Raw genomic sequence first — 12,662 nt, 5'->3', positions numbered from 1 at the left:
GTATCACAGCAAGACTAACTGCCATGCCCGCTTCACTCACCACTTCCGGTTGGATCACCGAGTCCGCCTGCGACCTCGCGGATTTCCGCCATCAGGTACTGCGCGATACCGACCTGGCCGACTACCCGCACGCCGTCGACGTACGGCGCAACGTCCTGGTGTACCCGGCCGCCGGTATCGCCGACGCCGATCGCCGGGCACTGCAGTCCGAGGTGATCCGCGCGCTGACCGACGGCCCCGGCGTCGTGGTTTTCGAGGGCGCTTTCGACGATGGGGTCACCGACCGCGCGTCCGCGGCGTTCGACGAGATCATCGCCGCCCAGCGTGCCCTGGGCGGGGTGGCCGGAGACCACTTCGGCAAGGCCGGCGCCAACGACCGGGTCTGGAACGCCGCGCAGAAGCTCGCCCTGCACGCGCCCGAGGTGTACGCCGAGTATTACGCCGCGGACACCCTGGCGCTGGTGTCGCAAGCCTGGCTGGGCCCGCGCTACCAGGTCACCTCACAGGTGAATGTCGTCAATCCCGGTGGCGCCGCGCAGGTTCCGCACCGGGATTACCACCTCGGTTTCGTCGATGTCGACCAGTTGACGCACTATCCGGCGCACCTGCACCGGATGTCCGCGGCACTGACGCTGCAGGGCGCGGTCGCGCATTGCGATATGCCGCTGGAGAGCGGGCCGACGATGCTGCTGCCGTACTCGCAGCAGTTCGAAGCCGGCTACGTCGCCTTCTACCGGCCCGAGTTCATCGAGTTCTTCGCCGAGCACCACGTCCAGGTGCCACTACGCAAGGGAGACGCGGTGTTCTTCAATCCGGCGCTGTATCACGGTGCGGGAGAGAATACTTCGACCGATATCAGCCGGATGGCCAATCTGCTGCAGATCTCGTCACCGTTCGGCCGGGCGATGGAATCGCTGGACCGGACGGCCATGGTCAAGGCCGTCTACCCGGCACTGCTGCGGATGCAGCGGGCCGGCCGCCCGGCCGCCGACCTGGTCAACACCGTCAATGCCACCGCCGAGGGCTACGCCTTCCCCACCAACCTGGACAGCGATCAACCGATCGGCAGCCTCGCCCCGCCCAGCCAGGTCGACACCGTGCTGGCCGCCCTGGCCGACGGACTCGAACTCGACGGACTCATTGCAGTACTGGACGCACAAGACGAACGGAGAACCCCATGACCACCATCGGCGTGATCGGACTGGGCCGCATCGGCGCATTCCACACCGAAACCCTCACCGGGCTGCCCGGAATCGACGGGTTGGTGATCACCGATGAACGCGCCGACGTCACAGCGTCGGTCGCCGCCAAGCACGGCGCCAGGGCCGTCGGCTCCGTCGAGGAACTGCTGGCCTCGGGCGTCGACGGCGTCGTGGTGGCCGCGGCCACTCCGGCGCACGCCGACCTCACCCTGGCCTCCGTGGAGCGCGGCATCCCCACCTTCTGCGAGAAGCCGATCGCCTCCACCGCCGCCGAGAGCGCCCGGGTCGCCGAAATCATCAGCGCCTCCGGCGTGCCGGTGCAGGTCGGTTACCAGCGCCGCTTCGACGCCGCCTTCGCCGCGGCCAAGGATGCGGTCGACGCAGGCACCTTGGGCATCCTGCACACCGTGCGGAGCACCACGATGGATCCCGCTCCCCCGCCGATGGACTACATCAAGGGCTCCGGCGGGATCTTCCGGGATTGCGCGGTCCACGATTTCGACATCATCCGCTGGATCACCGGTCAGAACGCCGTCGAGGTGTACGCCACCGGCACGGTGCAGGGTGACCCACTCTTCGCCGAGTACGGCGACGTCGACTCGGCTGCGGTGGTGGTGCGTTTCGACGGTGGCGCACTCGGTGTGGTCTCCAACGCCCGCTACAACGCCCGCGGTTACGACTGCCGCCTCGAAGTGCACGGTTTTCAGGACAGCGTCGCCGCCGGCTGGGATCAGGGTGTGCCACTGCTGAACACGGACCCGCGCAACGATTTCCCGTCGGGTCCGGCACACAATTTCTTCATGGACCGCTTCACCGAGGCGTTCCGCACGGAACTGGCCGGCTTCGTCGAGGTCGCCAAGGGTGGACCGGTCCGCGGCGCGACCGTGGCCGACGCCGTCGAGGTGGCCTGGCTGGCCGAAGCCGCCACCGAATCCCTGCGCCGGGGCGCCCGGGTGACCATCGCGGAGGTACGCAACGCATGAGCACGACCATCAAAATCGCTGGGGCACCGATCTCTTGGGGCGTGTGTGAAGTCCCCGGCTGGGGCTTCCAGCTCGAACCCGAACGTGTCCTCACCGAGATGCGTGGTGTCGGGCTGACCGCCACCGAACTCGGACCGGAAGGCTTCCTGCCCACCGACACCGACGAGCTGAAGTCCGTGCTGACGCAGCACGAACTGGCCTGCGTGGGCGGATTCGTCCCGGTGGTGTTGCACAAGGCGGACCACGATCCGGCCGATGACCTTGCCGGACCGCTCGATTCGCTGGTGGCCGCGGGCGCCGGCGTGGTGGTGCTGGCCGCCGCCACCGGTGCCGACGGGTACGACTCACGTCCGGTGCTCGACGAGTCGCAGTGGTCCACCCTGCTGGCCAACCTGGACCGGCTGGCCGGGATCGTCGCCGACCGGGGCCTGCTCGCCGTCCTGCACCCGCATGTGGGCACCACCGTGGAAACCCGCGCCGAGGTGGATAGGGTGCTCGCCGGATCCTCGATTCCGCTGTGCCTGGACACCGGCCACCTGCTCATCGGTGGCACCGACCCGCTGGAACTGGCCAAGGCGGTACCGCAACGCATCGCGCACACCCACCTCAAGGATGTGGACGCCGCGCTGGCCGCCAAGGTGCAGTCCGGCGAGCTGAGCTACACCGACGCCGTCAAGGCCGGGATGTACACGCCGCTCGGGACCGGTGACGTCGACATTGCCGGCATCGTCTCGGTGCTGCGCGACAACGGCTTCGACGGCTGGTTCGTGATGGAACAGGACACCATCCTGGACGGTGCGCCCGACGGCGACGGGCCGCTGGCCGATGTGCGTGCCAGCGTCACGTACCTGAACAGCGTCACGGCGTGACGCAGACCGGTCTGCGTATCGGGGTGCTCGGCGCGTCCCGCATCGCGGAGGTCGCGATCGTCGGTCCCGCGGCCGAACTCGGTCACCGCCTGGTGGCCGTGGCGGCGCGCGACCGCGGTCGCGCAGAGTCCTTCGCCGGCAAGTACGGCGTCGAGCGCGTCCTGGATTCCTACCAGGACGTGATCGACGATCCCGAGGTCGACGTGATCTACAACCCGCTGGCCAATGCGTTGCACGCGCCGTGGAATCTTGCCGCCATCGCGGCGGGCAAGCCGGTGCTGAGCGAAAAGCCTTTCGCCCGTGATCAGTCGGAGGCGGTCCGGGTGGCCGATGCCGCCCGCGCGGCCGGTGTCACCGTGCTGGAGGGGTTTCACTACTTCTTCCACCCGGTGACCCGGCGGGCGTTCCAGTTGGCGGTCGACGGTGAGCTGGGTGAGATCCGCCGGGTCGAAGCCCGGATGGCGATGCCCGCGCCCAGCGACGATGACCCGCGCTGGTCGCTGGATTTGGCCGGCGGCGCTCTGATGGACCTGGGCTGTTACGGCCTGCACATCATGCGGACCCTGGGCCGTCTGTGCCTCGGCGGTCCGGTCGTCACGGGATCGCGCGCCGAACTGCGCTCCCCCGGTGTCGACGCGCGCTGCGATGTCGAGCTCGCATTCCCCAGCGGGGCAACCGGGCTGTCCACCAATTCGATGGTGGCACCGGACTATTCGTTCACACTGAAGATCACCGGCAGCGCGGGTGAGGCCTTTGTGCACGATTTCATCCACCCGGCCCAGGACGACCGGTTGACCCTGAGCACCGCCGCCGGCACCACCGTCGAGCATCACGGCACCCGGCCCTCCTACAGCTATCAGCTGGAGGCCTTCACTGCGCACGTGCTGGGCGGCGCGCCGCTGCCGTTCGGCGCCGACGACGCCGTGGCCAATATGGCCCTGGTGGACGCCGCATACCGGGCGGCCGGCCTCGCACCGAGGTGACCCAACGGACGCAGGCCCCTGGGAACGCCCCCGGGCCTGCGCCGTCAGCCGTCACACGTCCGGGATGAGCTACCCCCGCGACGACATCCGCTTTGCCGTCCGGGAACCGGCGGCGCTGCGTGCGCCGGCCTTGGCACCCTTGGCGCCGCGTACCCCTGCGGTGACCTTTGCGCTGTCGACCTCGGAGTCGCCCGCCTCGACCGCACCCGGAACCGCCGTGTCGGTCTCGTCGACCTCCGCGTCGCCGTCGGTGCACTCATCGCCGTTCGACTCGGCGGCAGCATCGGTAGCCGGTTGCGTCACGACCGCGGTGGGCTCGGTCGCGCCGACTTCGTCCGGAATATCGGTGTCCGCGGTGACAGCCTCCGGGGCCGGGACCGCCTCGGGCGACTCCGCGCCCGACTCCCCCTCGGGCACGGCCGCAGCTGCGGGAGACGTCTCCGAGGCGTTCGCCGCCTGTTCGACTTCTGCTGCCGCCGCAGGTGTTTCGACACCGGGAAGGGTCAGCGTGACGACCTTCGCGCCCGCGGCGAGCGGCGTCGAGACCGCGTCGGCGACATCAGCGGTAGCCGCGGCGGCAGGGGCGGCCGGCGTGGCACCCAGTGCGGTGGCGACGGCACGAGGGATGGTCACCAGTAGCGTCTGGAGCAGGCCGCCGCCGAACGCGTCGTCACTGAAGGTCAGCAGGCCCGGATGGAAGCCACCCTGCGCGTCGGTGTAGCCGTTGAGGACAGCACCCGTCAGCTGGGCGGGAATGTTGATCGCGGCCGTGAGCGCATCGACCAGGCGCCCACTGCCCAGGGCCCCGACGACATCCTGCAGTGACCCACCGAGCGCATCGACGGCCCCCACGACCGGACCCAGCGCACTCGAGAGCAGCGGCAGCGCCGTGTTCAGCGACAGCAGCGCGGACACCACATCCGTGAAGTTCTGGGCCATCTTCGCCGGGATCTCGAGAAGACCCGAACCGGCCAGTGGCAGACCGATGATCATCATGATGGGCGTGGAGATCAGCCCCGCGGAAAGGGTGATGAACGCATCCGCGATCAGACCGGACCGCAATTGCCCGACAGCAGTATCGATACTGGCGGGCAGACTGTACGGATTGCTCGGCGACAGGTACTGCCCGACTCCGTCGACCACCGATCGGCCGGCGCCGACCGCGGTGCCGAGGTATCCCAGCTGATTCCGGACGAGCTGCCGCAGGATCGGCGCCGGGTCGGAGAGCACGTCCCCGCCGAGCGCGCCGACGTTGTCGATGGCGTCTTGGAGGACTGACACCCACAGCGCGATGGGGTTGGCCTGCGCAGTGAGCGTGAAGGCCTGCGACGAGACGGCCGGAACCGCCGGTACGGAGAGCAGCGGGTTCGACGGTTGAATGGGCATGACCGCGATCGACGCGGCCCCCACCAACGCGACTCCGGTTGCCAGGTACGGCCTTACTGCAGCGTGCATGGATCCTCCTCTGGTGTGCCCACACATGTGAACGCCGAGTAATTTACTCAGAAGTAAGTTGACAAGTGAGGGCTTCACGTCAAGTCGACGTGGCCTCGCTTCACCCCCGCGCACACCGGCAAATGCCCACTTCATTCGGTCCATTCACGGCGGGAACCGCCTGCTGCGCAGCATCGTTCGCGCGGGCAACCGTCACAGGAGGAGCGCCGGTCGCCGATTTCGGCACTGGCGTCCCAGGAAGATGGCCGGCGACCCAGGTATTTGTCATCGCAATGTTCCAGGTCGCACCGCCTTGCGCGGCGATCACCCGGCACCCTCGGATCCGACGTTTGCTGACGAACGCCGTCAGTGCGCCCGCAGTCGGCAACGACCGGCGGGCCACCCGGATCTGGTCAAAATTAACTAAAACGTAAATATCGGCAAACTGATGGCACTCACCGCGACTTTTCCGGGCCGCCGCGGATCAGATGTGTGCTCACGAACGAACCGCGCGCGCCCGCCGTGGGGCGGACGCGCGCGGTTCGAGGATGACTAGTGCGTTTCGTAGCGGTCGGCCAGACCCGTCAGCGTGGATTCGATGCCCTCGGCGTTCTTCTTGTGGAACCCGAGCAGTTCCACCACGAACGGCACCTTGGCCGTCGAGTAGTCGAACGTCTCGGTGACCTTCGTGGTGCCGGGACTCACCTCGGAGAGCTCCCAGCGCCAGCGGTGGCCCAGCGGGTGCTCCCATTCGACGAGGTGGTTCTCCTGGACCGCGGTCGCCTTCGAGGTGATCTTGTAGGGCAGGCCGTACTGCGTCATGGCGACGGTGAACTTGTCACCCTCGGTGAGCCGGTGCGGCCCCTGCACGTCGGCGTCCCGCACGGTTCCCGAACCATCGAGATCGTGGTGCCGGTGCGGGTCGGCGATCTGGTCGAACAGCGCCGCGACCGGTGCGGCCACCTGCACGCTGCGGCTCACGGTGCGCGGCCCGGCATCTTCTGTCTTCAGTGTTGACGTGGTCATGAGGGCCGGTATACCCGGCGGGCAGCGGCGCTACACGGCATGTGACGCGCTCAGCAGCACCTTGACCACATCGGTGGCCCCGCGCAGGTCGGCGAACGCCTGCGGGCCCGCACCGATCGGCTGAACTCTGCTGATGAGCGGGTCGATATCGAGGGCACCGCGGGCCAGCAGGTCGATGGCCATGCCGAACTCCTGCTCGTAGATGAAGCTGCCACGGATGGTGATCTCCTTGAACACCAGGTCGGGCGCCTGGTAGTACGGCGGCCTCGGCGCGACACCGGTGACCGTCAGCACCCCCCTGGGCCGCAGCACCCGCAGCGACGACTCGATGGCCGCCGGCACCCCGGAGGCTTCGAATCCGAACGCCGGTGCGGCACTGGGATCTTCGAACACAGCACCCGGATCGGTGGTGAGGGGGTCCATCACGTCGTCGGCACCCATCGCGACGGCCTTGGCGCCCCGCGCCGCAGAGGGCTCGAACACCGTGATCCGCCCGGCACCCATCGAGCGCAGCAGCGCGATGACGAGCAGGCCGATCGGTCCCGCACCGGAGACGAAGGCCGCGTCCCCCATGCCGATGCCCGAGTGCCACCCCGGCCGAGAATCCCTGCTGCTGGGCGTGCAGGTCGCTACCGCAGATGCCGCAGTAGTCGACGCGCAGCACCACCTCGTCGGGCGCCGGCGTCGGATCGGGGATGTCGCCGAGGTGCTCGACACCGTCGGCACCCAACAGGACTGCCTGCATCAGTTGTTCTCCGCCAATCCGCTCGGCCAGGATTCGGCGTGCACGTCGGCGGTGGCGGCCAGCACCTCGGCGAGCAGATCCTCGTCGATGGGGGTGCTCGCGGCCCGTACCGCCGAATCCAGGTGATGAGCCTTGGTGGTGCCGATGAGGGTGGTGGCGCAGCCGCTGCGCTGGATCGCGAACTGGTTGGCCAGGAACGCGATATCGGCTCCGCGCTGGGCACAGATCTCTCGCGCCCGGTCGGCCGCGGCGCGCATCTGTGCGCTCGCGGGCACGTCGGCCTTCAGTCCACCCGGGGTGAGCAGCCCGAGTGCGACCGCTGCCGCGTTGATGACCGCGGTCCCGTTCTCATCGGCGACCGGCAGCAGTCCGTCGGTGAGCTCCGTGTTGAGCAGGGTGAAGTGTGCGTAGTTCAGCACCACGTCCAGGTCGGTCTCGGTGACCGCGCGGCGCATGGTGTGCAGCGGGTACCCGGTCATGCCGATGAACCGGCACTTACCCTCGTCCTTGAGCCGCACCAGCTCGGCATATGCGTCCTCGAAAACCGTTCCCAGCCCGACGAACTCGATGTCGTGCAGTTGCAGCACGTCGACGTGGTCGCGTTGGAGCAGGCGCAGGCTGTGGTGGAAGCCTGCACGGATGCGTTCGGGCGAGAAGTCGAACTCGTCGAATCCGTACCGACCGGCCTTGGTGCCGATGATCACCGGTTCGCGGGTTCCCTTGAGCGCCAGTCCGAGTCGCTCCTCGGCCAGCCCGCCACCGTAGTAGGGCGAGGAGTCGAAGAAGTTGATCCCCGCGTCGATCGCGTCGTGCACGGCGACAATGGCCTGGCCGGCGTCGGCGGCGCCGAACATGTTCCCCAGTGGCGCGGTGCCGAATGACACCGCGGACACCTCGAGGCCGGTCTTGCCGAGGACGGCGTATTTCACGCGCGGCTCGACAGCAACGAATCTTGCAGGGCGGCGTCGGCCGCCTTGAGGACGTTGGCGGCCACTTCGATTCCCTCGATGCGACCGAGTTCGACGTCCTCGTGTTCGATGTTGACCATCATGTCGGGGTCCACCTCGTGCAGCGCGCGCAGGAACTCGGTCCAGTACGCGGTGTCGTGCCCCTTGCCCAGCGCCACGAAGTCCCATGCCGCATTCTTCGGCCATTCGTTGGCCCATTCGTCGCCGCCCAGGTTGGTGCGCGGCTCGTCCGGGGCCAGACGGCGGAAGCTGTTGTCCAGGACGCCGTTGAGCGCGGCGTGCTCGGGATTGACCCGCACGTCCTTGACCGCAGCGTGGAACACCAGCTCACCCAGGTGGCGCACCACCGCGACGGGGTCCATCTGCTGCCAGAACAGGTGTGACGCGTCGAGTTCCACTCCGACATTGGTCGCACCGGTGAGTTCCACGAGCTGGTGGATGGTCGCGCTGTTGAACACCACGTTCTGTGGATGCAGCTCGAGGGCGACCTTGACGTCATGGTCACGCGCGAGCCGGTCGGTGTCGCGCCAGAAGTCCGCGGCGAGCCGCCACTGGTGGTCGAGTACATCGAGGGCCGCCGAATTCCAGGCGTTGACAATCCAGTTGGGTCGGGTTGCGCCGGCTTCGCCGCCCGGCAGGCCGGACATCGTCACCACCCGGTGCTGCCCCAGTCGCTGGGCGAGCCGGATGGAACGCCGGATGTCCTCGGCGTGCTTGGCCCCGATCTCGGGGTTGGGATGCAACGGATTGCCGTTGCAGTTCAGTCCGGCGATACCGACACCCGAGCCCTCGAACTGGCCGAGAAAGTCGTCGCGAGCGGAGTCGCTCACCAGGATCTCGTCGAGCGTGGGGAGGTGCACCGGTGGCAGGAATCCGCCGGTGTTGAGTTCGATGCCGGTGAGGCCGAGATCGGCGATCACCGCAATCGCCTCCGGCAGGCTGCGGTCGTGCAGGATCGCGTTGTACAGGCCGAGTTTCATGATCGTGGTATCCCTAGGTGTCGGACGGAGTTCTAGACGACTTTGATGCTGGTGCCACCGGACCGGGCGGATTCTGCGACGGCGGCGACGACACGCAGGCCGTGCAGGCCGGCGTCGAACCCGGGCAGTGGCCCCATGGCTCCATCTGGGCGAGCGAAGCGACGGGGAAAGTCACAGTCGGCGATCTGGTCCAGGAAGGCGCGGGTCTGGTAGACGAACAGGTCCGCCACGCCGTGCCCGACGCCGCCGGCGTCCATCGGCAGACCGCCGCTGATGTAGGGGTGATCGGGGCCGATCAGCACCCGGCGGGCACCACCGATATCGGTGCGCACATCGTCGGCGGACAGGTGGAACTCCGCGGCCCGGTGCAGATCCCACGCCGCCGAACCCTTGGAGGCGAACAGCTCGAACGCCAGTCCGTCGGGCAGGTTGTGCGCGACCCGCGAGGCCGAGAACGTGCCGACCGCACCGTTGGCGAAGGTCGCGGTGAAGGTCGCCACATCCTCGTTCTCCACCGGTGCGAGTTCATCGCTGACCGCACCCTTGGTGTGCCCGTAGGTGATACCGACCGGCACCGGACGTTCCCGGATGACCGTCGCGAACGCCGCACCGGCGACCTCGGTGATCGGACCACAGACGAACTCGCCGAGGTCGATCAGGTGACTGCCGACGTCGGCAAGTGCCCCCGTGCCGGGTCCGCCCCGATACCGCCAGGTGATCGGCGAGGTGGGATCGAGCGCGTAGTCGCACCAGTAATGGCCGTTGAAGTGCACGAGTTCACCGATGGTCCCGGCGGCGAGTTCGCGGCGGATCTGCTCGACCGCCGGCGAGCGCCGGTAGGTGTAGCCGACGGCGGTGACCCGGTCGGAGTTCTCGGCGGCGACCACCATGGCCTCGGCCTCGGCGAGCGAACCGGCGAGTGGCTTCTCGCACAGCACATGCTTGCCGGCGGCCAGCAGTCCCTCGACGATCTCGCGGTGCAGGTGGTTGGCCACCACGACGCTGACGGCGTCGATGTCGGGCGCTTCGGCGATGGCCCGCCAGTCGTACTCGGCGCGCTCGTAGCCGTAGCGCCGCGCCGTGTCATCGGCAACCGCCTGATTGGTGTCGGCGATCGCAACCAGCCGCACATCGGGCCGATCGGTACCGAACACCGTTGTCGCGCCGCGATATCCCGCGGCGTGCGCGCGGCCCGCCATACCGCCGCCGATCACGGCGACTCCGATCGTGCTGGTCATCAGCGCACACCTTCCGTTGCGTAGGACGAGATCTGTTCCACATTCGTGTCGTCGATGAACGACGGTCCGGTCAGGATGGGCTGACCGCCCCCGAGGATGCTGCGGTTGTTCAGGTAATTGGCGAGCGTGTCGACGGCCTGATAGCCCTGCAGCCAGGGCTGCTGGTCGACGGCGAAGGCGACCTTGCCGTCCATGATGGCCGTCATGAGTTCTGGATTGGTGTCGAACGTCGCCACCGTGATGTCACGGCCCGTCGCCTCGGCGACCGGCAGCGCCGTCATCGCGTAGGAGGCGTTGAGCGTGATGATCGCGTCGATGGCCGGGTCCTGGGCGAGCTTCGCCTCGACAGTCGAGCGGGCCGAGGCCATGTCGAATCCGGAGAGGTAGACCCGCTCGGTAGGGCCACCGAACCCTGCCTCGACCCCGTTGCAGCGCTTGTCCAGAGCAGGCACGCCCTGCTCGTGCACCACGCACAGCACCTTGCTCGCGCCGGCCTGCTTGAGACGTTCGCCCGCCGCGGTGCCCGCGATGACCTCGTCCTGGCCGATGTACATCAGCGCGTCGGCGCGCTTCCAGTCGTCGTAACCGGAGTTGAAGGCGACGACCGGGATCCCGGCGGCGACCGCCTTCTTGGAGACCTCCAGGAGCGCCTCGGGATTGGCCAGATCGAGGGCGATCGCGTCGACCTTGGAGTCGATGGCGTTCTGCACCAGGGTGGCCTGTTTGTCGGGTTGCGGGTCCGAGGAGTAGCGCAGCTCGACATTGTTGGTTTCGGCGCCCTGGGCGGCGCCCTTGCGCAGGATGTCGACGAACGCATCACTGGGGTTCCAGTGCCCCACCATCGCGACGGTGTGCCGCGGCAGGTTTACGTTGACCGAGCCTTCCTCGCCGCCCTGGTCGGCAGGTTTGCCGCCGGTGCTGCTGCAGGCGGCCAGGCTCAGCGCGACGGCTGTGGCGGCCACCGCCGTCCTGATCAATCGGTTCACGACTTCCTACCTTCGTCGGTGCGGATCTAGTCCGGTCTATTTGACCGGTCTAACTCGATGGCACAACTATGAGGGCCGTCACACGGTTCTGTCAAGGGGGTGCCGCACCCTGTTCGGGAGATACTCAAATAGTTTGGCGTGCAGCGTCTTTCACGCTAGCGAGCGTTCGCGACCGGACCCGTGGTCGCCCGCGCCACCAGCCGGGGCTGCGACACCCAGGACTCCGGTTCGACCCGCCCGCCATCCAGCCGCGACACCACGGCCTGCACCGCCCGGTCGGCCTGTTCCTGCGGCTGTTGACTGACGGTGGTCAGATCGATGTGCCCCAGCCTGGCCAAGGCGCTGTCGTCGTACCCGGCGACGGAAACATCCTCGGGGACGCGGACGCCGGAGCGACGCAGGGTGTCGACGACCCCTACCGCGATACGGTCGTTGGCACACACCACCGCCGTCGCCGTCGACCCATCGGTCAGCAACTCGGTTGCCGCGGCCATCCCGGAATCCTCGGTGAAATCACCCTCGATGATCTCCGTAGCCTCTGCGAGCCCATGCCTGCGCATGGCACGCAGGTACCCGTTGCGGCGATCCGCGGCGATGACGCCGCCTCCGCCGGCAACGTGCACGATGTGCCGGTGGCCGAGTTCGACGAGATGATTCACCACCGAACCGATCCCGCGGCCGTCGGCGGTACGCACGACATCGAGCGAGTCCGCAGATATCCGCCTGCCGATGACGACGGTCGGTAGCCGCGAGCCGAGATCGGCCAGTGTCCGGGTGGACAGTTCCGAACCGATCAGCAGCAACCCCTCGGACCGGAAGTCCAGCAGGGTCTCGATCACCTTCGTCTCGTCATGGGTGGGTGTGATCGGCCCGAGCACCACCTCGTAGCCGGCCTTGTCTGCCGCAGCGACGATGTGCTCGACGATCTCGGCATGAAAGCTGTTGCGGATGTTGGTCGTTACGCCGATGAGGTGTGTCCGCCTGGCGGTCATCAGTGCCGCCGTGCGGTTCACCCGGTAGCCGAGCTCGTCGGCCGCCGCCAGCACGCGCTCGCGAGTTTCCGTGCTGGGCCCGGGCGCCTTGCGGAAGACCAATGACACCAGCGCCTTGGAGACACCGACCTTGTCGGCGATGTCCTGCATCGTCGGTCGATCCTGGCGGTCGGGCATGCACCGATGATCCGCGACAGAACTAGACCGGTCAAGCCGGACACGACTTCGGCGCGGCTCCCCGGGGTTAACCGGAGGA

The 12,662-nt window shown here is 67.9% G+C and carries 12 protein-coding genes; 4 read left to right on the top strand and 8 right to left on the bottom strand.

Translation table 11 applies throughout. From position 1 onward, the window contains the following. Positions 1 to 23 precede the first annotated feature (23 nt). From AC1DTF_RS02050 to AC1DTF_RS02035, 4 genes are read left to right on the top strand one after another with little or no spacing between them, the layout of a single operon-like run. Positions 24 to 1,181 carry a phytanoyl-CoA dioxygenase family protein gene (locus AC1DTF_RS02050; protein WP_477472851.1) on the top strand — a complete coding sequence of 386 codons (1,158 nt, stop codon included), beginning with the start codon at positions 24 to 26 and terminating at the stop codon, positions 1,179 to 1,181. Continuing rightward, a complete protein-coding gene (locus tag AC1DTF_RS02045) occupies positions 1,178 to 2,185 on the top strand; it encodes a Gfo/Idh/MocA family protein (RefSeq protein WP_477472850.1) in 1,008 nt (335 codons plus the stop codon). The genes AC1DTF_RS02050 and AC1DTF_RS02045 overlap by 4 nt, the downstream gene beginning before the upstream one ends. Further along, positions 2,182 to 3,054, top strand: a complete 873-nt coding sequence (locus AC1DTF_RS02040) for a sugar phosphate isomerase/epimerase family protein (RefSeq protein WP_477472849.1) — start codon at positions 2,182 to 2,184, stop codon at positions 3,052 to 3,054. The genes AC1DTF_RS02045 and AC1DTF_RS02040 overlap by 4 nt, the downstream gene beginning before the upstream one ends. Next, on the top strand, positions 3,051 to 4,037 hold the full coding sequence (locus tag AC1DTF_RS02035) for a Gfo/Idh/MocA family protein (RefSeq protein WP_477472848.1): 987 nt from the start codon (positions 3,051 to 3,053) through the stop codon (positions 4,035 to 4,037). The genes AC1DTF_RS02040 and AC1DTF_RS02035 overlap by 4 nt, the downstream gene beginning before the upstream one ends. A 69-nt stretch (positions 4,038 to 4,106) precedes the next feature. Here the strand turns inward: AC1DTF_RS02035 and AC1DTF_RS02030 are convergent, their stop codons facing one another. From AC1DTF_RS02030 to AC1DTF_RS01995, 8 genes are all read right to left on the bottom strand, one after another. Beyond that, positions 4,107 to 5,492, bottom strand: coding sequence for a hypothetical protein (locus AC1DTF_RS02030; RefSeq protein ID WP_477472847.1), 1,386 nt, complete (start codon positions 5,490 to 5,492; stop codon positions 4,107 to 4,109). A gap of 531 nt (positions 5,493 to 6,023) precedes the next feature. Beyond that, entirely contained in the window at positions 6,024 to 6,497 is a 474-nt protein-coding gene (locus tag AC1DTF_RS02025) for an SRPBCC family protein (protein WP_057169587.1), read from the bottom strand. 30 nt (positions 6,498 to 6,527) lie between these two features. After that, positions 6,528 to 7,070, bottom strand: coding sequence for a zinc-binding dehydrogenase (locus AC1DTF_RS02020; protein WP_477472846.1), 543 nt, complete (start codon positions 7,068 to 7,070; stop codon positions 6,528 to 6,530). A gap of 171 nt (positions 7,071 to 7,241) precedes the next feature. Further along, complete coding sequence (locus tag AC1DTF_RS02015) at positions 7,242 to 8,171, bottom strand: aldo/keto reductase (protein WP_477472845.1); 930 nt, start codon at positions 8,169 to 8,171, stop codon at positions 7,242 to 7,244. Continuing rightward, positions 8,168 to 9,190: a sugar phosphate isomerase/epimerase family protein gene (locus tag AC1DTF_RS02010; protein WP_477472844.1), complete on the bottom strand. Its 1,023-nt coding sequence runs from the start codon at positions 9,188 to 9,190 to the stop codon at positions 8,168 to 8,170. Before AC1DTF_RS02010 ends, AC1DTF_RS02015 begins: the two co-directional genes overlap by 4 nt. Before the next feature lie 32 nt (positions 9,191 to 9,222). Next, positions 9,223 to 10,431 carry a Gfo/Idh/MocA family protein gene (locus tag AC1DTF_RS02005; RefSeq protein WP_477472938.1) on the bottom strand — a complete coding sequence of 403 codons (1,209 nt, stop codon included), beginning with the start codon at positions 10,429 to 10,431 and terminating at the stop codon, positions 9,223 to 9,225. Further along, a complete protein-coding gene (locus AC1DTF_RS02000; protein ID WP_477472843.1) occupies positions 10,428 to 11,414 on the bottom strand; it encodes a substrate-binding domain-containing protein in 987 nt (328 codons plus the stop codon). Before AC1DTF_RS02000 ends, AC1DTF_RS02005 begins: the two co-directional genes overlap by 4 nt. 155 nt (positions 11,415 to 11,569) lie before the next feature. Continuing rightward, complete coding sequence (locus tag AC1DTF_RS01995) at positions 11,570 to 12,583, bottom strand: LacI family DNA-binding transcriptional regulator (RefSeq protein ID WP_477472842.1); 1,014 nt, start codon at positions 12,581 to 12,583, stop codon at positions 11,570 to 11,572. Between the last annotated feature and the right edge of the window lie 79 nt (positions 12,584 to 12,662).

It is taken from the genome of Mycobacterium sp. P4_H6, from assembly GCF_056400845.1.
This window is presented reverse-complemented; position numbering and strand designations above follow the sequence as displayed.

Excerpts from the sequence above, each read along its gene's own strand:
- AC1DTF_RS02050 (WP_477472851.1), top strand. The coding sequence starts at position 24 with ATGCCCGCTTCACTCACCACTTCCGGTTGGATCACCGAGTCCGCCTGC.
- AC1DTF_RS02010 (WP_477472844.1), bottom strand. The coding sequence starts at position 9,190 with ATGAAACTCGGCCTGTACAACGCGATCCTGCACGACCGCAGCCTGCCG.
- AC1DTF_RS02020 (WP_477472846.1), bottom strand. The coding sequence starts at position 7,070 with ATGGGGGACGCGGCCTTCGTCTCCGGTGCGGGACCGATCGGCCTGCTC.
- AC1DTF_RS02040 (WP_477472849.1), top strand. The coding sequence starts at position 2,182 with ATGAGCACGACCATCAAAATCGCTGGGGCACCGATCTCTTGGGGCGTG.
- AC1DTF_RS02025 (WP_057169587.1), bottom strand. The coding sequence starts at position 6,497 with ATGACCACGTCAACACTGAAGACAGAAGATGCCGGGCCGCGCACCGTG.
- AC1DTF_RS02030 (WP_477472847.1), bottom strand. The coding sequence starts at position 5,492 with ATGCACGCTGCAGTAAGGCCGTACCTGGCAACCGGAGTCGCGTTGGTG.
- AC1DTF_RS02045 (WP_477472850.1), top strand. The coding sequence starts at position 1,178 with ATGACCACCATCGGCGTGATCGGACTGGGCCGCATCGGCGCATTCCAC.
- AC1DTF_RS01995 (WP_477472842.1), bottom strand. The coding sequence starts at position 12,583 with ATGCCCGACCGCCAGGATCGACCGACGATGCAGGACATCGCCGACAAG.